The 20,269-nt window shown below is 42.5% G+C and carries 18 protein-coding genes and 1 other annotated feature; all 18 genes read left to right on the top strand.

From position 1 onward, the window contains the following. The first annotated feature begins 80 nt into the window (after positions 1–80). Positions 81–303 (top strand) — a binding site (T-box leader). Positions 304–346: 43 nt separating this feature from the next. The 18 genes from C8D73_RS06835 (at position 347) to mce (ending at position 20,053) form a co-directional block, all read left to right on the top strand. Next, positions 347–3,001: a valine--tRNA ligase gene (locus C8D73_RS06835; protein ID WP_046430632.1), complete on the top strand. Its 2,655-nt coding sequence runs from the start codon at positions 347–349 to the stop codon at positions 2,999–3,001. 70 nt (positions 3,002–3,071) lie between these two features. Then, the gene (locus C8D73_RS06830; RefSeq protein WP_021718249.1) at positions 3,072–4,376 is read left to right on the top strand and encodes a bifunctional folylpolyglutamate synthase/dihydrofolate synthase; all 1,305 of its coding nucleotides are present in this window, start codon (positions 3,072–3,074) and stop codon (positions 4,374–4,376) included. After that, on the top strand, positions 4,376–5,662 hold the full coding sequence (locus C8D73_RS06825; protein WP_113077728.1) for an O-antigen ligase family protein: 1,287 nt from the start codon (positions 4,376–4,378) through the stop codon (positions 5,660–5,662). The genes C8D73_RS06830 and C8D73_RS06825 overlap by 1 nt, the downstream gene beginning before the upstream one ends. A gap of 91 nt (positions 5,663–5,753) precedes the next feature. Next, on the top strand, positions 5,754–6,116 hold the full coding sequence (locus tag C8D73_RS06820; RefSeq protein ID WP_021718251.1) for a DRTGG domain-containing protein: 363 nt from the start codon (positions 5,754–5,756) through the stop codon (positions 6,114–6,116). Further along, positions 6,113–6,556 carry an ATP-binding protein gene (locus C8D73_RS06815; protein WP_021718252.1) on the top strand — a complete coding sequence of 148 codons (444 nt, stop codon included), beginning with the start codon at positions 6,113–6,115 and terminating at the stop codon, positions 6,554–6,556. The genes C8D73_RS06820 and C8D73_RS06815 overlap by 4 nt, the downstream gene beginning before the upstream one ends. Positions 6,557–6,569: 13 nt before the next feature. Next, complete coding sequence (locus C8D73_RS06810; protein WP_046430634.1) at positions 6,570–7,949, top strand: [Fe-Fe] hydrogenase large subunit C-terminal domain-containing protein; 1,380 nt, start codon at positions 6,570–6,572, stop codon at positions 7,947–7,949. Continuing rightward, positions 7,936–8,280 (top strand): hypothetical protein, encoded by a 345-nt coding sequence (locus C8D73_RS06805; RefSeq protein WP_021718254.1) that lies wholly within the window; start codon positions 7,936–7,938, stop codon positions 8,278–8,280. The genes C8D73_RS06810 and C8D73_RS06805 overlap by 14 nt, the downstream gene beginning before the upstream one ends. Continuing rightward, positions 8,277–9,047 carry a PHP domain-containing protein gene (locus C8D73_RS06800; RefSeq protein WP_021718255.1) on the top strand — a complete coding sequence of 257 codons (771 nt, stop codon included), beginning with the start codon at positions 8,277–8,279 and terminating at the stop codon, positions 9,045–9,047. The genes C8D73_RS06805 and C8D73_RS06800 overlap by 4 nt, the downstream gene beginning before the upstream one ends. Positions 9,048–9,171: 124 nt before the next feature. Continuing rightward, positions 9,172–9,669 carry an NADH-quinone oxidoreductase subunit NuoE gene (nuoE, locus tag C8D73_RS06795; protein WP_021718256.1) on the top strand — a complete coding sequence of 166 codons (498 nt, stop codon included), beginning with the start codon at positions 9,172–9,174 and terminating at the stop codon, positions 9,667–9,669. A gap of 5 nt (positions 9,670–9,674) precedes the next feature. Further along, the gene (locus C8D73_RS06790) at positions 9,675–10,229 is read left to right on the top strand and encodes an ATP-binding protein (RefSeq protein ID WP_021718257.1); all 555 of its coding nucleotides are present in this window, start codon (positions 9,675–9,677) and stop codon (positions 10,227–10,229) included. A gap of 1 nt (position 10,230) precedes the next feature. Next, complete coding sequence (locus C8D73_RS06785) at positions 10,231–10,599, top strand: (2Fe-2S) ferredoxin domain-containing protein (RefSeq protein ID WP_021718258.1); 369 nt, start codon at positions 10,231–10,233, stop codon at positions 10,597–10,599. 26 nt (positions 10,600–10,625) lie between these two features. Further along, positions 10,626–12,416: an NADH-quinone oxidoreductase subunit NuoF gene (nuoF, locus tag C8D73_RS06780; protein WP_046430641.1), complete on the top strand. Its 1,791-nt coding sequence runs from the start codon at positions 10,626–10,628 to the stop codon at positions 12,414–12,416. A 17-nt stretch (positions 12,417–12,433) separates the two neighbouring features. Then, positions 12,434–14,158, top strand: coding sequence for an NADH-dependent [FeFe] hydrogenase, group A6 (locus tag C8D73_RS06775; RefSeq protein WP_021718260.1), 1,725 nt, complete (start codon positions 12,434–12,436; stop codon positions 14,156–14,158). Between the two features lie 609 nt (positions 14,159–14,767). Beyond that, positions 14,768–16,288 (top strand): succinyl-CoA:acetate CoA-transferase ScpC, encoded by a 1,521-nt coding sequence (scpC, locus tag C8D73_RS06770; RefSeq protein WP_021718261.1) that lies wholly within the window; start codon positions 14,768–14,770, stop codon positions 16,286–16,288. Between the two features lie 218 nt (positions 16,289–16,506). Continuing rightward, positions 16,507–18,153, top strand: a complete 1,647-nt coding sequence (locus tag C8D73_RS06765; RefSeq protein ID WP_021718262.1) for an acyl-CoA mutase large subunit family protein — start codon at positions 16,507–16,509, stop codon at positions 18,151–18,153. Between the two features lie 34 nt (positions 18,154–18,187). Continuing rightward, on the top strand, positions 18,188–18,577 hold the full coding sequence (locus C8D73_RS06760; RefSeq protein WP_021718263.1) for a cobalamin B12-binding domain-containing protein: 390 nt from the start codon (positions 18,188–18,190) through the stop codon (positions 18,575–18,577). 87 nt (positions 18,578–18,664) lie between these two features. After that, positions 18,665–19,603, top strand: coding sequence for a methylmalonyl Co-A mutase-associated GTPase MeaB (gene meaB / locus C8D73_RS06755; protein WP_113077727.1), 939 nt, complete (start codon positions 18,665–18,667; stop codon positions 19,601–19,603). A gap of 33 nt (positions 19,604–19,636) precedes the next feature. Next, entirely contained in the window at positions 19,637–20,053 is a 417-nt protein-coding gene (gene mce, locus C8D73_RS06750; protein ID WP_113077726.1) for a methylmalonyl-CoA epimerase, read from the top strand. The last annotated feature ends 216 nt before the right edge of the window (positions 20,054–20,269 follow it).

Genomic DNA, 20,269 nt, shown 5'->3' with positions numbered 1-20,269 from the left:
TACAAATAGCTGATTCGAGAAGAAATGCTTGACACTGTGAGCGGCAATTGATAATATTATAGCTACCTAAATTTATATTTAAAATGACGATGACTGGAAGTAGTAAAAGTACAGAGCTCACAGAGAGGGTATGCCAGGCTGCAACGTACCTAGCTTTATGGCTTTGAAGTCGTCCGTGAGTCGGTAGGCTGAAATCAAAGTAGGTTTATCCGTTAGCGCACGTTACGCGTTTCAAGTGTCCGGACTAAACTTTGATTTAAGTCTGGGAAAATAGGTGGTACCGCGGAGTTTTTCGTCCTGTTCTTAATTTGGAACAGGACGTTATTTATTTTTAGGAGGCAGTAAAATGGCAGAAGAACACAATATTCCTAAAGTTTATGATCCGGCTTCGGTCGAGAAAAAATGGTATAAATATTGGGAAGAACACCGTTATTTCCATGCTGAGGTAGAAGCAGATAAAAAGCCGTTCAGTATTGTTATCCCCCCACCGAATATTACCGGTCAGCTGCATATGGGACATGCGTTAGATAATACTTTACAGGATATTTTGATCCGCTGGCATAGGATGATGGGCGATAATACTTTATGGATGCCCGGTTATGATCATGCGGGGTTGGCTACTCAGATCAAAGTAGAGGAAGTTTTAAAAAAAGAAGAAGGAAAGACCAGGTATGACTTGGGCCGTGAAGAATTTATTAAACGTGTCTGGGAATGGAAAGATAAATATGGTGACCGTATCATCGAGCAGTTAAAAAGCCTGGGTGTTTCCTGCGACTGGGAACGCAAACGTTTCACGATGGATGAGGGCTGTTCACAGGCAGTTCGTGAGGTTTTTGTTTCTTTGTACGAAAAAGGGCTTATTTATCAGGGCAGCCGTATTACTAACTGGTGTGTTAACTGCAATACTGCTTTAAGTGATATTGAAGTTGAACATGAAGATGATGCCGGAAATTTGTGGTATGTCCGCTATCCTGTTGTTGGTGAGATGGAAACTTATCTTACGATAGCCACTACACGGCCTGAAACGATGCTGGGTGATACTGCTGTTGCAGTCAATCCTGAAGATCCGCGCTATGGTCATCTGGTCGGTAAAATGCTGCAGCTGCCCTTAACCGAACGTCAGATCCCCATTATTGCTGACAGTTATGTCGATTTAGAATTTGGTACAGGTGCTGTAAAAATTACTCCTGCTCATGATCCTAATGATTTTGAAATGGGTATGCGTCATAATTTAGAGAGTATCGTAGTTATCGGTATGGATGGCTATATGACTGAAGAGGCCGGCAAATTTGCAGGCCAGGAACGTTATGAATGTCGTAAAAATCTGGTACACGAACTGCAGGAAAAAGGTTACTTAGTAAAAATAGAAGAGCATAATCATGCTGTAGGCCATTGTCAGCGCTGTCGCAGTGTAATAGAGCCGTTGGTTTCCAAACAGTGGTTTGTAAAAATGGAGCCGTTGGTAAAGGCGGCTGTAGATTGTGTTGAAGACGGCAGAACACAGTTTGTTCCAGAACGGTTTACCAAAACTTATACCGGCTGGATGGAAAACATTCGTGATTGGTGTATTTCCCGTCAGATTTGGTGGGGGCACCGGATTCCTGTGTGGTATTGTGATGCTTGCGGCGAAGTTATTGCATCGCGCGTTGATATTGATAAATGTCCGAAATGCGGTGGTGCGGTACATCAGGATGAAGATGCTTTGGACACATGGTTCAGTTCAGCTTTATGGCCGTTCTCTACTATGGGCTGGCCTGAAAAAACAGATTTGTTAAAGCAATTTTATCCAACCAGTGTTTTGGTGACAGGTTATGATATCATTTTCTTCTGGGTTGCGAGAATGCTGATTATGGGTATGGAGTTTATGAAGGATATTCCTTTTGATAAAGTCTTTATTCATGGTTTAGTGCGTGACAGCCAGGGACGTAAAATGAGTAAATCACTCGGCAATGGTATCGATCCGCTGGAAGTTATTGAAAAGTACGGCGCTGATACTTTAAGGTTTATGCTGATCACAGGCAATACTCCTGGTAATGATATGCGTTTTTACTGGGAACGCGTAGAAGCAACACGCAATTTTGCTAATAAGATCTGGAACGCATCACGTTTTGCTTTGATGAATATGGAAGGTTATGATGCAGAAGCCAAGCAGGCTCCATATACACTTGCTGATCAATGGATACTTTCGCGGCTGCAGCATACGGTTAAAGATGTTACTGAACTTTTGGGCAGATTTGAGCTGGGTGAAGCAGGGCGTCTTATTTATGATTTTATCTGGAGTGAAGTTTGTGACTGGTACATTGAACTGGCTAAGCCGCGGCTTTATAATAAGGAAGATCCTGAGGCAAGAGCTACGGCACAGCATGTCCTGGCAGAGGTGCTGACATCGGCTATGAAGTTACTGCATCCGTACATGCCGTTTATCACTGAAGAAATCTATCAGTGTCTGCCGCACGAAAGTAACAGTATCATGATTGCACCGTGGCCTATTGTTGATGAGAGATTGTTTGATGATAAAGCAGAAACTGGTATGACGGCAATTATGGAAAGCATTAAAGCTATTCGTAATATGCGTGCGGAAGTCAATGCTGCTCCAGGCAAAAAGGTGCCGGCTATTTTGTTAGTGAATGCAGAACTGCGTGAGATCGTTGAAGCCAATAAAAATTATATCAATTTGATGGGCAGTATCGATGAGCTTATAATTGATGATATTGGGGCTGGCAAGCCTGAAAATGCTATGGCCGCTGTTATTGCCGGAATCGAGGTATATTTGCCTCTGGCAGGATTGATCGATGTAGAAAAAGAAACCCAGCGTCTTAATAAAGAACTGGAAAGTATGGATAAAGAAATCAAACGTGTTACCGGTAAGCTAAATAATGCAGGCTTTTTGGCAAAGGCTCCGGCTGATGTAGTTGAAAAGGAAAAGGCTAAAGCAGAGGAACTGAGCGGTAAAATGGAAGCCGTGAAAGAACGTCTGACTTATTTGGCAACTTTAAAGTAACAGCCGAAGCGGCGCGGATACTCCGCGCCGCTTTTTGTGTTTTTACTGTCGTAATTAATTGGAGGTTAAAATGAATTATCAGGAGACATTGGCATATCTGGATAGTTTGGGGAAATTTGGCATTCGTTTGGGAATGGAACGTATTGAAGGATTATTGCGGGAATTAGGGAATCCTGAAAGAAAAATAAAGACCATTCATGTTACAGGAACAAATGGCAAAGGTTCTGTCAGCAGTATGATAGCGAATATTTTGCTTGCTGCTGATTTGAAAACAGGTAAATTTACGTCACCGCATTTGGTAAAGTATAATGAAAGACTTGTTATCAACGGGCAGGATATTGATGATTATAGTTTTGCAGTTCTGATTACTATTGTGAAAAAGGCGGCAGACAGTGTGGTGGCAAAGGGCATTTGTGAGCAGCCGACACAGTTTGAGGTTTTGACTGCTGCTGCTTTTATGTATTTTGCTTTGGAAAATGTAGATTATGCAGTCATTGAAGTTGGCATGGGGGGACTTTGGGATTCAACTAATGTTATCATTCCGGTAGTTTCTGTTATTACTAATGTCAGTTTGGATCACACTGATCGCTGCGGTGCGACTGTAGAACGGATTGCAATGCAGAAAGCAGGAATTATTAAGGAAAATGTTCCGGTAGTAACGGCCGCAGATGGAGATGATGCATTGGGACCGATTAAAGCTGTCGCGATGTTCAAGCAGTCCAAATTGTATATTTATGGCAGTGCTTTTTGGGGCACAGAAGTGAAAAGCACTATGGAGGGGCAGACTTTTACTTTGCATGCAGGTGAGTATTATAGTTCTGACTACAATATTAATTTGCCTGGCGAACATCAAATAGCGAATACATCTTTAGCTGTAGTTGCTGCTAAACTTGTCTCCAAACAGGATGACAGGATCAATGAATTAGCTTTGCATATTGGTGTTGCTAACACTATTTGGCCAGGCAGACTAGAGCGTATTTCTCAAAATCCTGACGTGATTTTGGATGGAGCTCATAACCCGGCTGGAGCAGATGCTTTAAGAAATGCTCTCGATAAATATTATCCGCAGCAGAAAAGGACGTTTGTTTTTGGGATGATGGGTGATAAGGATATGAAAAGCGTCATAGGGAAGCTTTTCAGACCTATGGATACAGTTTATACGGTAAAGGCAGACGAAGGTGGCAGAGCAGCATCTGCTGAAGAATTGGCCAGCCTTATTGGAAATCAGGCTGAAGCTATGAACAGTTTGGCATCTGCGTATGAAGCCGCTGTAACCGGAGCTGATGCAGACAGTGTAATATGTGTATGCGGTTCCCTTTATTTGGTAGGGAATTTTAAGAATATGCTTTTGAAAGCGAAAGCTGGGTGTCATTGATGACTGCTGCGGCCGTAAAATATGCCAATTTAGAAAAATATGTATATTGGCTGTTGTTGGCGACAATAGCTGTTATCCCGCTGCAGCAGGAAGTTTCTTCGGCAATGGTGGCAGTCACTGGCTTCAGTGGCTTTATTGTTGCGTTTTTGCGGCGCCATGAAAAAAGGAAGCCTGTTTTACCACGTTTTGTACAGATTTTATTATGGTTACTGTTATTACTTGGTTATTGGTCGCTGCATAATTCAGCTGATGAGGTATTGTCTACCTACAATTTTATTTATGTTGTCGGTCAATACGCGCTATTGGTCTGGCTGATTTTGCATTATGCTGTTGATAAAAAAACATCTGCAGCTAGTGACTTGGATTTGCACAAGTGGCATGAGTGGCCCAGGCCTCTGCAAATAATAAGTGTGTTTTTGGGAATGTCATTGTTTGTTTCGGTATATGGCATTGTACAGCATTTTACTGGGGTTGTACCTACTGAGGCCTGGGTTGATAATGATGCTTTTCCGGAATTGAAAACACGTGTTATTTCCACTCTGGTCAATCCGAATATTTTGGGCGGATATCTTGTACTGGTTATTTCATTGATTACAGGATTGCTTAGTACAAGTAAAGAAAAAATGTGGCAGCTGGTACTTGGCAGCGGAATTTTAATAGCCGGGCTTTGTTTGCTTTACACATATTCACGTGGGAATTGGGTTGCTTTAGCTGTTGGATTATTGTTGTTTTGCGTATGCTTTTGCCGTCGGGCTTTATTGCCTCTCATAGGCATTGGTATTTTGGGAATGTGGTTTGCCCGTGGCGCAGTATGGCATAGGATAATTTCTATTTTTGGGACTGAAGATACTTCTGTTGCTCTTAGATTTGCCTATCTGGAAAGTACGTTATTTATTATTAAAGAACATCCGTGGGGTGTTGGCTGGTATGGATATCAGTTTATTTATCCGGAATATGATTTTTATCTTAACAATCCTGACGTCATTATGTATCATTGTCATAATTTATTACTGAATATTACGGCAGAACTGGGTTGGCATGGATTGGCAGTATTCTTGCTTTTATGGTTCTGTATTATCTGGAAAGCTGCTGAATTGGCCCGTTTTGGTAAAAGCAGATGGCTTCAGGGTTTTGGCAGAGGTTATTTAATGGCGTCTGCAGGTATTTTAGTGGGCGGTTTGACTGACCATGTTTATTTTAATATGCAAATGGGGCTTTTGTTTTGGCTTTTTGCAATTTTAATAATGGTCTGTTCAGAATTTAACAGAAAATTAACAAAAGCATAACCATAAGAGGAAGATTTAGATTTAGCTTTACAGGAAAAACTTGGCAAGTTACAATAAATTCAGGGAAATATGGAATCGTAGGGGGAGCGGAATGAATTTAAATGACGTGCGAAAACTTTTAGACGCTAAAATCTGCGTAGGTGAAGAATATCTTGGTCGGCAGGTTGAAACCTGTTGCGGGTCTGACCTTATGAGCGATGTCTTAGCCTTTACAAAATGTAAAACTCTGCTTTGCACAGGGTTGGCTAATATGCAGGTTATAAGAACAGCGGATATGACTGATTTATGCGGTGTGATTTTGGTAAGAGGGAAACTGCCCGGAGAAGATATGCTGAAAGAAGCTGCCCAAAACAAACTCCCGATTATGTCGACAGAATATACATTGTTTGAAGCCTGCGGGATTCTTTATAGTAATGGCTTGAGAGGCTGTTCCAGAAAGGCGGAAGAGCAATGAGTGATTCTAAATCAGTAAAAATGCATTATGATGTTGCCGGTGACGATTTTGACAGGGCTGGTGAAGCTTCTGCCGGATTAAAGCGGTTGCTGCAGAAAATTGGCGTTCCGGCAGATATAATCAGACGTATTGCTATTGGAACCTATGAAGCTGAGATGAATGTAATCATTCATGCCGGCGGTGGTCAGGTTGATGCTGAAATTTTTCCTGAAGAGACGGTTGTATATATTGCTGATCAGGGACCGGGAATCCCTGACATTAAACTGGCAATGCAGGAAGGCTGGTCTACAGCACCGGATCATGTAAGACAAATGGGGTTTGGCGCCGGTATGGGTCTGCCGAATATGATGAAGTGTTCAGATGATTTTGATATCCAATCGACAGTTGGCTCAGGTACTAATATAAAGATGAAATTCAAACATATCAGTGAAGACTTATAAGAGGGGTGATACGATGGCTGGAGGATATTTTCATTCCATACGCCTTTTACGGTCTCAGTGTCAAGGCTGTGTAACGTGCGTTAAAGCTTGTCCGACCGAGGCCATTCGTGTCCGCAATGGTAAAGCAGAACTTATAGAAGCACGTTGTATTGACTGCGGCGAGTGTTTACGGCGTTGTGGCTATCATGCTATCGTGGCGGAAACGGATAAACTGGAAGAAACTGAACAATTTAAATATAATATCGCTTTGCCTCCTCCTTCTTTATATGCGCAGTTTCCGCCTGAAACAAGTGCGGCGGCTATTTGGGAAGGGTTACATAGACTGGGATTTGATGAAATTTTTGATGTAGCAGTAGCTTCTGAATATATTTCTTTGGAAATAGCTGCTTACCTGAAAAATTATAACGGTGGCAGAAAACCTTTGATTTCCTGCACTTGTCCGGCGGTTTTAAGGCTGATTCAGGTCAAATTTCCGGAACTCATCAAACAGGTAGTGCCTGTACTTCCTCCAACAGAAGCTGCGGCTATTTATGTAAAAAATGAAGTTATGCAGCGTACCGGCTTAAAGTCTGAAGAAATAGGTGTCTGGTTTATTGCACCTTGCCCTTCTAAAAATGCTAATATCAGGCAGTCCGTTGATGTCCGGCATACACAAATCAACGGCAGTTTAAGTATTTCAGAGATTTATGGAAAAATATTAAAAATCATGGGCGGAGAGATTCAGCCGGATAAAAAGGTGACTGCTGGATCTTCTTATGGTATGAGTTGGGGCAGTTATGGTGGGGAACTGGAAGCTGCAGGAATTGAAAACGGTCTGGCTGTACACGGTATTAATGACGTGTACGACGTGCTGGAGCAAATTTCCCTGAATAAGATGCGCGATGTCGATTATGTAGAGTGTTCTGCCTGCAGTGGCGGCTGCATTGGCGGGCCGCTGACTGCTGAGAATAAATTTGTTGCTGAGAAAAATTTGAAGCTAAGGCTGAGTATTATGAGGCAGAATGAACCTGATGATCGTCTGGCTACCATGGCCCAGAGTATGATATGTGAGGATTTTCCCAAATCGGCTTCCTATGTAAAAAAATTAATCCCGCGGCCGATGATGCAATTAGATGACGATATTTTAGAGGCTATGAAAAAGTTTGAAAAGATGGAGGAGGTCCTCAGATCTTTGCCGGGGCTTGATTGTGGAGCCTGCGGAGCACCAAGCTGTCAATGCCTGGCGGAAGACATCGTTCAGGGGAAAGCCAATGAAATTGACTGTATTTTTAAATTAAGGAGCAGTGTAAAACGCCTGGCACATGGTATGCTTGAACTGGCAAAGCAGATACCTATAGCCAGCGAGCCGGAAGAAGAACTGCGGGAGGATGGTGAAAGCGATGCAAGTACGTGAAGTTATTGAAACTTTAGGGTTAAAGCTGATGACACATGAGGTTCCTGTGGATGTGGATGTTATTGGTGGCTATGCCTCTGATCTTCTGAGTAATGTTATGGGGCAGGCGGCTCCCGGTATGATTTGGGTGACAATGCAGGGGCATCAGAATATAGCGGCAGTAGCTTCTTTGATTGGTCTGTCGGCAGTTATTGTGGCAGGCGATGCGCCTATAGAAGAGGATACCCTGAAAAAAGCAGAACAGAACGACGTTTTGATATTGGCTACATCTTTACCTGCTTATGATGTCATTGGAAAGCTTTATGAACTTGGTATCAGGAATGTAAAATGAAAACCGTTATCGGAGATTTTCATGTCCATACCTTGCTTTCCCCGTGTGCTGAAATCGAAATGACGCCGCATCATATAGTGATGCAGGCTGCTGAATATGGTATACAGCTGTTGGCGGTTACTGACCATAATGCTTCGGCTAATGCTGTGGCGGCGATTCAGGCTGGTGAACGTTATGGTATTAAGGTGTTCCCGGGAATGGAAGTTGAATGCAGGGAAGAAGCGCATATAGTGGTTTTGTTTGACAATTTGAAACAGCTGCGGCGGTGGCAGAAAATAGTCGATTTTTCAATGCGTGGCCTCAAAAACATTCCTGAACGGTTTGGAGCGCAATTTGTCGTTGATGATGATGATAATTTTGTTGCAGAAGAGGAAAGAATGCTTTTAGGACCATTGCAGCTATCTGCGCAGGAGGTTGTACGAAAAGTAAACGAAATTGGCGGGCTGTGTTTAGCTGCCCATATAGATAGACCGGCATATAGTTTGCTTGTACAGCTGGGATTTATTCCTAATGATATGGGCTTGCAAGGAGTAGAGATAAGCCGTAACAGTTTAGCAGAGTTGGAGCAGCTGAAATTGAAAAGATTATCTGGGAATTTACCTTATGTCACTAATTCTGATGCTCACAGAATGCTTGAATTTTTGGAAGGCCCCAAGAATAAAATTACCATTGAAGAAGCGACTATTTCAGAATTAAAACTTGCACTTGCAGGAAAAGACGGGCGTAGTTGGTTCCCGGGTTATTTTATTAATGATCTTGAATATTAGTTACACTAAAAGTATAAAGTATACACTATTCATGCTTGAAAATCATAAATAGTGTTGATTATATACGTTTTTTTTGCTATAGTAGTATTCGTACATTAAAGTTTAGGGAAATGGAGAGTGTACTATGAATATGGTTGACAAAAGATGCAGTTGCTGCGGCGGAGAAAATCCTGAAAAGGTGCAGATTGATGCTATTCTGGCTAGATATCAGGGTAAAAAAGGATCTTTGATCCCGATTTTGCAGGAAGTACAGGCTCTATACAATTATTTGCCCAAAGATGCTTTAGAGTACATTGCTGCCAGTACAGGAACACCCATTGCTCAAATTTATGGTGTTGTTACTTTTTATTCCCAGTTTCACCTTAATCCGCGCGGGCGTAATATTATCCGCGTTTGTCAGGGAACTGCCTGCCATGTACGTGGTGGTAAAGTAATTTTGCAGACTATCGAAAAAGAGCTTGGAATTAAGGCCGGACATACTACGGAAGATCTGCGTTTTACCCTTGAGACTGTTGCTTGTATCGGCGCTTGTGGTTTAGCACCGGTTATGCAGGTTAATGAAGATACTCATGGTCGTTTGACTCCGGACAAACTGTCGGCTATTTTAGCTAAATATCAATAACAATCATGCGTGAATTGTCTTTGCATATCCTTGATTTAGCGCAGAATTCCATAGAGGCAGGAGCTCATAATGTAATAATAGAAATAAATGAGAATGAAAATGGATTTTTTGTTTTTCGTATCAGTGATGATGGACATGGTATGAGTGAGGAAATGGTGCAGAAAATTCGCGATCCCTTTGTGACTACGCGGACTACACGTAAAGTAGGTATGGGAATACCTTTTATGGACATGGTCACTAAACAATGCGGAGGACATTTGTTAATACAATCTCGTAAGGGTAAAGGTACTGTCGTAGAAGCTGCTTTTGCAAAGGATAATATTGATCGCCCGCCTTTGGGTGATATTGTATCAAGTATTAAAGTGCTGCTGGTAGGCACGCCGTATCTGGAACTGAAGTTTATCTATAAGATAGGTACATCGGGATTTGATATTGATACGAGGGTTATCAGATCTCTCCTTGGTGATGAAGCAGACTTTACCAGACCTGAAGTTTATACATGGTTTGAAGAATATTTAAAGCAGGAAATATCGCAGTTGAGGTGTGAGCAGGAGGTATAAAATGAAAACGTTGGAAGATTTGAAGGCCCTACGTGAAAAATTAAAGGCAGACATGAAAGTTCGTCAGAATGACGGCACTAAAATAATCATAGGTATGGGTACATGTGGTATTGCTGCAGGCGCGCGCGAAGTGATGTCTGCCGTTTTGAATGAGCTTGCAGTGCGTAAACTTAATGATGTTCAGGTACAGCAGACGGGCTGTATCGGTATGTGTGAGAAAGAAGTCCTGGTAGATATTGTCCGTCCTGGAGAACCTCGTATTACTTATGGTAAAGTAAAACCTGAGGACGTGAAAAAAATCATTGCAGAGCATGTTGTCAATGGCCGTATTGTTGAAGAAATGGTTGTAGGCAAAATTATGCAAGACTGATTTGATAAAATTTGGAGGGAAATCATATGCAGCACATTAGAGCACACGTCCTGATTTGCGGAGGAACAGGATGTAAATCTGCCGGTTCAAAGGAAGTACAGCTTGCTTTTAGTCGGGCTATTGAAGCTAAAGGCCTGAGCGACGAGGTTATGGTAGTAGAAACAGGCTGCCATGGTTTCTGTGAACATGGTCCGCTGGTTATAGTGTATCCTGAAGGTACTTTTTATTGCCAGGTAAAAGCTGAGGATGTAGAAGAAATAGTTGAAAGCCATTTATTTAAGGGCCGTATTGTTGAACGGTTGCTTTATCATGAACCGCTTACTCATGAAAGTATACCTAATTATTCGGAAATAAATTTTTATAAGAAACAGCATCGGTTAGTTTTAGAAAATTGCGGCGCTATCAATCCTGAACAAATTGAAGAATATATTGCTGTCGGCGGTTATGAAGCTTTAGCTAAAGCTGTAACTACCATGAGTCCTGAAGATGTTATTGAAGAAATCAAAAAATCAGGTCTGCGTGGACGTGGCGGCGGCGGATTTCCTACAGGAATGAAATGGCAGTTTGCTAAAGCGTCTGTAAGTGATAAAAAATATGTTATCTGTAATGCAGATGAAGGTGATCCTGGTGCATTTATGGACAGGAGCGTCTTAGAAGGCGATCCGCATAAGATATTAGAAGGTATGGCTGTCTGTGGTTATGCTATAGGTGCAGATGAAGGCTATATTTATGTACGTGCGGAATATCCGCTGGCCATTAAACGTCTGCGCATAGCTATTGAACAGGCTGAAGCTATGGGGTTGTTAGGTGAAAATATTTTTGGTTCCGGGTTCAGCTTCAAACTGCATATCAAGGAAGGCGCCGGTGCGTTCGTTTGCGGTGAGGAAACTGCATTGATGGCATCAATAGAAGGGAAACGCGGTATGCCGCGGCCAAGACCGCCATTTCCAGCAGTTGCCGGACTTTGGGGAAAGCCGACCAATATCAATAATGTTGAAACTTTTGGTAATGTAGCTGCAATTATTACTAATGGCGCTGACTGGTATGCTGGTTTTGGTACTGAAAAGTCAAAAGGAACTAAAGTATTTGCGCTGACTGGTAAAATAAATAACACAGGTCTGGCCGAAGTTCCTATGGGTATTACTATGCGCGAAATTATTTATGATATCGGCGGTGGTATTAACGGAGGTAAGAAATTTAAAGCAGTTCAAATAGGCGGTCCATCTGGTGGCTGCCTGCCTGAATCAATGCTTGATCTGTCTATAGATTATGATTCGTTAACAGCGGCAGGTGCTATGATGGGTTCTGGCGGATTGGTAGTTATGGATGAAGATACCTGCATGGTAGATGTTGCAAAATTTTTCCTGAATTTTACTCAATCTGAATCCTGTGGCAAATGTACTCCCTGTCGTGAGGGGACTAAGCGTATGCTGGAAGTCCTGACACGTATTACTGAAGGGCAGGGGAGAGAAGGCGATATAGAGCTGTTAGAAGAACTGGCCAGAAATATTAAAGAGACTGCTTTATGTGGATTGGGACAAACTGCTCCTAATCCTGTATTGAGTACTTTAAAATATTTCCGTCATGAATATGAAGCTCATATCAAAGAAAAACGCTGTCCTGCCGGTGCCTGTGAAAAGCTTGCCAATTATGAAATTACTGATGCATGCAAAGGCTGTGGGTTATGTGCACGCCAGTGCCCGGTTAATGCCATTTCCGGAGAAGTGAAAAAGAAACATGTTATCGATGTAACTAAATGTATAAAATGCGGTGCCTGCATGGCGGCTTGTCCGTTTAAGGCCATTACTAAGGGTTAAGGGAGGATTATATAGATATGGAAATGATTACCTTAACGATCAATGGGCAGACTGTACAGGCCCCTAAAAATGCTACTATTCTTGAAGCCGCGCGTTCTGCCGGCATTCATATTCCTACGTTGTGCTATCATTCTGAACTTGCTCCGGAAGGGGCCTGCAGATTGTGTGTCGTAGAAGCTACCGGAGCGCGTACGCTTGTAGCCTCCTGTGTTTATCCTGTTGCAGAAGGTATGGTAGTGAAAACGAATACGGATAAAGTCCGTGCAGCAAGACGAATGGTCGTAGAATTGCTGTTGGCCAATCATCCCAAGGACTGCCTTGCGTGCCAAAAAAGCGGTGACTGTGAACTGCAGAATATAGCTGCTGATTTGGGATTGCGCAAGATCAGATTCGAAGGCGGAGCCCGTAAAGCACATACTATTGACGCCAGTAACCCCTGCTTAGTGCGCGATCAGGAAAAATGTATTTTGTGCGGACGTTGTATACGTGTTTGTCGTGATGTGCAGGGAATGAGCGTCTACAGCTTTGCTGAGCGCGGCTTTGACACAATTGTTTCTACTGCTTTTGAACAGGATCTTGGAAAAGTAGAATGTTCTTACTGTGGACAATGTGCGAGTGTTTGTCCTACTGGAGCTATAGTGGAAAAAGATGATACGGAAAAAGTATGGTCGGCTATCAATGATCCTGATAAGATTGTTATAGTTCAAACAGCTCCGGCAGTACGCGTGGCTTTGGGTGAAGAATTGGGTATGGAACCAGGTTCTATCGTTACAGGGAAAATGGTTGCAGCATTGCGCAATCTAGGGTTCGATAAGATATTCGATACTAATTTTTCGGCTGATTTGACGATTATGGAAGAAGGGCATGAGTTCCTCCATCGTTTGACTAACGGAGGTGTATTGCCGATGATAACCTCCTGCAGTCCTGGCTGGGTAAATATGATAGAGCTTAAATATCCTGATTTGTTACCACATCTTTCTTCTGCGAAATCACCCCAGCAAATGTTTGGCGCTATTGCTAAAACCTATTATGCTGAAAAAGCTGGTATTGATCCGGCAAAAATAGTCAGCGTTTCGGTGATGCCGTGTACTGCTAAGAAGGCGGAAGCAGCACGTCCGGAGATGAATGCTTCCGGATATCGTGATGTAGATGTTGTTATTACTACCAGAGAACTTGGCCGTATGATACGGGAAGCAGGACTGGATTTTAAACATTTGCCTGAAGACAGCTATGATTCTCCGCTGGGTACAGGTACTGGTGCTGCTGTTATTTTTGGTACTACAGGAGGTGTAATGGAAGCTGCTCTGCGTACTGTAGCTGATGTTTTAACAGGTGAAAATTTGCAGACTGTTGATTACAATGATGTGCGGGGGATGGAACAGACCCGCGAGGCGGAACTGACTATTGCAGGAAATACTGTAAAAATAGCAGTTGTTCATACTCTTGCTTCTGCACGCAAGATATTAGAGCGTATCAGAGCCGGTGAGGCAGATTATCAGTTTATTGAAGTTATGGCTTGCCCTGGTGGCTGTATTGGCGGCGGCGGTCAACCGATTCCCGTTAATGCAGAAATTAGAAGAGCCCGTAGAGAAGGGTTGTTTGATTGTGATAGTGCCAATGAGTTACGAAAATCACATGAAAATCCGGAAATTAAAGAGCTTTATGATACTTGGTTAGGTAAACCTCTCGGAGAAAAAGCTCATAGTCTACTGCATACGCACTATCACCAACAGACACGTTGAAAGTACTAATTTGATACCACAAAACACCTCTTGAGTAGTTTTGCTCAAGGGGTGTTTCTTTGTAAATTGTAAAGAAAATGCTTGCCATGTTACAGTTTTACTGATATCATATGTAGTATAGCGTTTTAAAGAAAAAATGTTTAAAAACTAAAAAAAGTAGTGATTTTGCCTAAAATTTACTGCTTCTTTATGTGTTATAATAGAGCTGGACACAAAAAGTTCAAAAAGAAATCACAATTAAAGTTTTTTTTGAAGGATTTTTTGTTGGAATGTCGAAGTAAATTAAGCAGAACTAAATATCTTGGATATGTTTTAGCGGTTGGTAGACAGAAGAACGAAGAAGTTCAACTGAAAGCTTTACCTGCTGACAGTTTGCGATTCAGAGCGTAGCCACTTTGGATAGAAGTAAGCTGGCACTTGGCTATGTTTTGTTTTAGTAAATCAAAACTTCTAAGTGCTCCTTTTTATGGGTAAAATCTTATTCGGCAAATAATACTTTATGCTTTTATAGTTGGTATTTAGCCGACTAAGTGTATTTTTACTAGTGAAGTTAATAGACTTCGCTGGCATTAGCCACAATTTGTTTTATTTACAAGGAGGAAGGTAAACATGATCGACATTAAAGATCGCGTATGCGAAGCAGTAGCCGGCAAAATTATGAGCGCCGAAGCAGCTGCAGAATTTGTAAAGGATGGCGACAACGTAGGTACCAGTGGTTTTACTCCGTCTGGTTATCCTAAAGCTGTGCCTCTTGCTCTGGCAGAAAAAGGCAAAAAAACTCCTTTCCAAATCAACGTTTGGACCGGTGCTTCTGTAGGTCCTGAAATGGATACCGCAATGACTCAAGCTGGTATCGTTGCTCGTCGTATGCCTTACCAAACTAACAATGATCTGCGTAAAGCTATCAACAACGGTTCCGTAAAATATACTGACCTGCATTTGAGCCATGTTGCTCAAATGACTCGCTATGGTTTCATGGAAAACCGCAGATGTGTAGACGTTGCTATCGTCGAAGCCTGCAAAATCATTGACCTTGGCAATGGTCAGGTTGGTTTGATTCCTACAACTTCCATGGGCAATTCTTCTTCTTATGTTCAATGTGCTGAAAAAGTTATTGTTGAAGTAAATACTTCTCAACCAGTAGAATTGGAAGGCATGCATGACTCCTATGTGCCTTTGGATCCTCCGAATCGTAAAGCTATTCCTGTTGAAAAACCGGAAGATGTAATCGGCACTCCTTATATTCCTTGCGATTTGGACAGACTCGTTGCAGTAGTTCCCTGCGATATTACTGATAAAGTTCGTCCGTTGGGCGAAATCGACGAAGATGCTCAAAAAATGGGTAAAAACTTGGTTGAATTCTTTAAATCTGAAGTTGCTGCAGGTCGTTTGCCCGCTAATCTGTTGCCGCTGCAGTCTGGTGTAGGTTCTGTTGCTAACGCAGTTATCAACGGTTTGGTTAACTCTGATTTTGAAGATTTGACTGTATATACCGAAGTTATTCAAGACGGTATGTTCGACTTGATCGATGCTGGCAAACTCCGCGTTTGCTCTGGTACCGCTTTGAGCCCATCCCCTGATTGCCTCAAAAAATTCTATGACAATGTAGAAAAATATAAAAAATATATCATTCTGCGTCCGCAAGAAGTTGCAAACAGCCCGGAAGTTGCTCGTCGTATCGGTGTCATTGCAATGAACACTGCTATTGAGGTTGACATCTATGGTAATGTTAACTCCACTCATATTTGCGGTACTAAGATTATGAATGGTATCGGCGGTTCCGGCGACTATGCTCGTAATGGTTATCTGACCGTATTCTTCACTACATCTCTTGCAAAAGGCGGAGCTATCAGCTCTGTAGTTCCTTTCTGCTCTCATGTTGACCATACTGAACATGACGTTGATGTTATCGTTTCCGAACGCGGCGTAGCTGACCTTCGTGGTTTGTCTCCAAAAGAACGCGCTTTGGTTATCATTGATAAAGTTGCTAATCCGAAATATCAACCGCTGCTTCTTGATTACTTCAAGAGAGCTTGCGAAGCTTGTGGCAATAGCCAAACTCCGCATATTATGGATGAAGCTTTCTCCTTCCATGATCGTTTCGTAAAAACCGGCACCATGGAAAAATAATTCTTAGTCAAGACGATTGACTGAGATTGTTGTCTGAAATATTTTGCCGGCAGATAGCTAGTTCTGCCGGCAAACTTTACAGCTTATCTGTAAATAAATTCTGTTGACGAGGCCTTCGGGCTTTGCCATATACACCGTCTATGACGGACACTCTCACCATAATTCGGTCAGTCCAAACCGGATTGTGCAAAAACAATATTCTTAAGGAGGATTTGAGAATGGCAAATGAAACTCTGAAAGCTGGATTTGACAAGTACATGGCTGGCGTAGAAGCTAAACTTGCTAAAAATCCCGAACGTGCAAACCTTGAGCCCAACAGGCTCTACACCCCTCTCGACATCGAAGGCTTCGACTATGAGAAGGATCTTGGCTTCCCTGGTGAATATCCTTACACTCGTGGTGTACAACCTACTATGTATCGTGGCCGTTTCTGGACCATGCGTATGTATGCTGGTTTCTCCACTGCGGAAGAATCCAACAAACGTTATCGTTACCTCTTGGCTAACGGTGGCAGCGGCTTGTCCTGCGCATTCGACCTTCCGACCCAAATCGGTTATGATTCTACCGATCCGATGGCTGAAGGCGAAGTTGGTAAAGTTGGCGTAGCTATCGACTCCTTGGCTGATATGGAAATCTTATTTGACCAAATTTCTTTGGATCAAGTTTCCACTTCCATGACCATCAACGCTCCTGCATCCGTACTTCTTTGCATGTACATCGCAGTTGCTGAGAAACAAGGCGTTTCCGCTGACAAACTGCGCGGTACTATTCAAAATGATATTTTGAAAGAGTATGCTGCTCGCGGAACTTACATTTTCCCGCCGAAACCCTCCATGCGTTTGATTACCAATATTTTCGAATATTGCTCCAAAAACGTACCGCTGTGGAATACCATCTCCATTTCCGGTTATCATATCCGTGAAGCTGGTTCCACCGCTTCTCAAGAAATCGCTTTCACCATCGCTGACGGTATCGCTTATGTTGAAGCAGCTATCAAAGCTGGTATGAACGTTGACGATTTTGCTGGTCGTCTGTCCTTCTTCTGGAACGCTCATAACAACGTACTCGAAGAAGTTGCTAAATTCCGCGCTTCCCGTCGTGTATGGGCTAAAGTTATGAAAGAAAGATTCGGCGCTCAAAAACCGAAATCTCAAATGCTCCGCGTACATACTCAAACTGCAGGTTCCATGCTGACTGCACAACAACCGAACAACAATATCGTTCGTGTTGCTCTGCAAACTGCTGCTGCTGTAATGGGTGGTACTCAATCTTTGCACACTAACTCCAAAGACGAAGCTTTGGCATTGCCGACCACTGAGTCTGTAACCATCGCTCTCCGTACTCAACAAATCGTTGCTTACGAATCCGGCTTGGCTGACACCGTTGATCCGTTGGGTGGTTCCTACTATGTTGAAGCTTTGACTAACAAAATCGAAGCAGAAGCTTGGGAATATATCAAAAAGATTGACGAAATTGGCGGCGCTCCTGAAGCTATCGCTAAAGGTTATATCCAAAAAGAAATCCAAGACTCCGCTTACAAATGGCAAATGGACATTGAAAAAGGCGACCGTATTATTGTTGGCGTAAACAAATTCCAACAAGAAGAAGAACCGCCGAAAAACTTGCTGCGTGTTGACGGTTCCGTTGGCAAATTGCAAGCTGATAAGATTGCTGCCCTTAAAGCTCGTCGTGACAATGCTAAAGTTGAAGAAACTTTAGCTGCTCTGGAAAAAGGCTGTGCTGACGAATCCGTTAACCTGATGCCTTTGATTCTTGACGCTGTACGTGCTTATGCAACTGAAGGCGAAATCTGCGGCGTAATGAGAAAAGTATTCGGCGAATATCAATCTCATACTGCTCTGTAATTTAGAGCCAACAATAATAGGGAGGTAAGAAATAATGTCTAATATTAGAGTTTTAGTAGCAAAACCGGGTCTGGACGGCCATGACCGCGGTGCTAAAGTTGTAGCTCGTGCATTGCGCGACGCTGGTTTTGAAGTTATTTACACCGGTATTCGTCTGACTCCGGAACAAATCGCTGAAGCTGCTCTGCAAGACGACGTTAAAGTTGTTGCTTTGAGCCTGCTTTCCGGCGCACACAACACCCTTTTCCCGAAAGTAGTTGAACTGCTGAAAGAAAAAGGTTTGACTGATGTTCTGGTTATCGGCGGCGGCGTTATTCCTGACGCTGACATTCCTGGTTTGAAAGCTGCTGGCATTGCCGAAGTATTCACTCCTGGCACTCCGACTGGCAACATTGTTGAATTCATCAACGCTAACGTAAAATAATTAAGGTTCTCAAAAATTTTGCAGGCCGGGCTTGTCCCGGCTTGCATAATACAATTTTTATTGGACCTCAACAAGGCGGTGTGATCATTGAATATTGTTGAAGGCGTATTAAACCATTCTCGTTTAGCATTAGCGAAAGCTATTACTGCCGTAGAGAACGAGTATGATAACGCTGTTGAAATAATGACAGCCATTTATCCCCACACCGGTAATGCTTATGTCATCGGAATAACCGGACCTCCGGGCGCTGGCAAAAGTACTTTGACCGACAAGCTTGCTAAAGAATATCGTAAACGCGGTAAAACAGTTGGTATTATCGCAATTGATCCTACAAGTCCTTTCTCCGGTGGTGCAATTTTAGGCGACCGTATTAGAATGTTGGACCTTACTGCCGATGAAGGCATTTTTGTTCGTTCCATGGCTACTCGCGGGAGTTTGGGTGGATTATCCCAAAAAGCGGGCGATGCTGTTAAATTGATGGATGCATATGGTTTTGATGTTATTATTGTTGAAACTGTTGGCGTTGGTCAATCTGAAGTAGATATTGTTAAAACTGCTGATACTACAATGGTTGTTGTTATTCCTGGTATGGGCGATGACATTCAGGCTATTAAAGCAGGTATACTTGAGATCGGTGACCTTTTCACGATCAATAAAGCTGACCGTGAAGGTACGGACAAGCTGAACATTGAGATTGAAATGATGTTGGAATTAAATCCCGAACATTTTGGCTGGCGTCCTCCGATCAATCGGACCATTGCCAGCAAGGGTGAAGGTATAGAAGCTGTTGTTGACTCTATTGAAGAGCACAAAGCATATTTGATTGAATCTGATCAATTGAGCAAAATACGCAAAGCTCGTATTAAAAACGAGGTTACTGCTATGCTTAATGACAGGGTCAACCGTTATATCGACAAGAATGTTGTAGCTACTTCCGAATTTGATATTTTAGTTGAAAAACTTCAAATTCGTGAAATTGAGCCGTATTCTGTTGTCGCTGATATTGTTGGTAAAGTTTTAAGATAAAACAACCAAAATTACTTTTAGGAGGAATTTGAAATGTTTAAAACAATTTGTGTTGACCATGTAGGTATTGCTTGCAAAGACCTGGATCTTTCCAAGAAATTCTACACTGAAGTTCTTGGCTTGAGCTGCACTGGTGAAGAAGCTGTTCCTGAGCAAGGTGCAAAAACCGTATTTATTCCCTGTGGCGAAACTTTGCTTGAGCTCCTTGTTGATATCACTGAAAATGGCGATGGCCCTATCGGCAAATACATCGCTAAAAATGGACAAGGTATCCAACATATCGCTGTTCGCGTTGATGATGTTCAAGCAGCTATTGATACCACTATTGAAAAAGGTGCTGCTATGATCGACAAAGCTCCTCGTGGCGGTGCTGGCGGAATGGATATCGCTTTCGTTCATCCGAAATCCGTAGGTATTTTGCTTGAGTATTGCGCTCCGGCAAAAAAATAATTCCGTAAAATACGGAATTACAAAAATCTTTTGAAGATTTTATTTTAAGTTGTTACATACTACACGGATGCGGACCAAAGAGTCTGCATCCGCGTAGATGTATATAAAATAAGGTTCTCCCAATAATGATGGAGGTGTAAGATTTGTCTACTCAAGCAAAAATTGAGAAAATGCTCAAAAAGTCCGAAGTAATTCTGGCTGCAGGCGGCGAAAAAC

Origin of the sequence: Phascolarctobacterium faecium DSM 14760 (assembly GCF_003269275.1) — a bacterium.
GTDB lineage: Bacteria > Bacillota > Negativicutes > Acidaminococcales > Acidaminococcaceae > Phascolarctobacterium > Phascolarctobacterium faecium.
The sequence above is the reverse complement of the archived record's forward strand: the minus strand, read 5'-3'. Positions and strand labels throughout refer to the sequence as shown.

What these genes read in the sequence shown, in the direction of transcription:
- C8D73_RS06835 (WP_046430632.1), top strand. Translation starts at nt 347, where the DNA reads ATGGCAGAAGAACACAATATTCCTAAAGTTTATGATCCGGCTTCGGTC.
- C8D73_RS06830 (WP_021718249.1), top strand. Translation starts at nt 3,072, where the DNA reads ATGAATTATCAGGAGACATTGGCATATCTGGATAGTTTGGGGAAATTT.
- C8D73_RS06825 (WP_113077728.1), top strand. Translation starts at nt 4,376, where the DNA reads ATGACTGCTGCGGCCGTAAAATATGCCAATTTAGAAAAATATGTATAT.
- C8D73_RS06820 (WP_021718251.1), top strand. Translation starts at nt 5,754, where the DNA reads ATGAATTTAAATGACGTGCGAAAACTTTTAGACGCTAAAATCTGCGTA.
- C8D73_RS06815 (WP_021718252.1), top strand. Translation starts at nt 6,113, where the DNA reads ATGAGTGATTCTAAATCAGTAAAAATGCATTATGATGTTGCCGGTGAC.
- C8D73_RS06810 (WP_046430634.1), top strand. Translation starts at nt 6,570, where the DNA reads ATGGCTGGAGGATATTTTCATTCCATACGCCTTTTACGGTCTCAGTGT.
- C8D73_RS06805 (WP_021718254.1), top strand. Translation starts at nt 7,936, where the DNA reads ATGCAAGTACGTGAAGTTATTGAAACTTTAGGGTTAAAGCTGATGACA.
- C8D73_RS06800 (WP_021718255.1), top strand. Translation starts at nt 8,277, where the DNA reads ATGAAAACCGTTATCGGAGATTTTCATGTCCATACCTTGCTTTCCCCG.
- nuoE (WP_021718256.1), top strand. Translation starts at nt 9,172, where the DNA reads ATGAATATGGTTGACAAAAGATGCAGTTGCTGCGGCGGAGAAAATCCT.
- C8D73_RS06790 (WP_021718257.1), top strand. Translation starts at nt 9,675, where the DNA reads ATGCGTGAATTGTCTTTGCATATCCTTGATTTAGCGCAGAATTCCATA.
- C8D73_RS06785 (WP_021718258.1), top strand. Translation starts at nt 10,231, where the DNA reads ATGAAAACGTTGGAAGATTTGAAGGCCCTACGTGAAAAATTAAAGGCA.
- nuoF (WP_046430641.1), top strand. Translation starts at nt 10,626, where the DNA reads ATGCAGCACATTAGAGCACACGTCCTGATTTGCGGAGGAACAGGATGT.
- C8D73_RS06775 (WP_021718260.1), top strand. Translation starts at nt 12,434, where the DNA reads ATGGAAATGATTACCTTAACGATCAATGGGCAGACTGTACAGGCCCCT.
- scpC (WP_021718261.1), top strand. Translation starts at nt 14,768, where the DNA reads ATGATCGACATTAAAGATCGCGTATGCGAAGCAGTAGCCGGCAAAATT.
- C8D73_RS06765 (WP_021718262.1), top strand. Translation starts at nt 16,507, where the DNA reads ATGGCAAATGAAACTCTGAAAGCTGGATTTGACAAGTACATGGCTGGC.
- C8D73_RS06760 (WP_021718263.1), top strand. Translation starts at nt 18,188, where the DNA reads ATGTCTAATATTAGAGTTTTAGTAGCAAAACCGGGTCTGGACGGCCAT.
- mce (WP_113077726.1), top strand. Translation starts at nt 19,637, where the DNA reads ATGTTTAAAACAATTTGTGTTGACCATGTAGGTATTGCTTGCAAAGAC.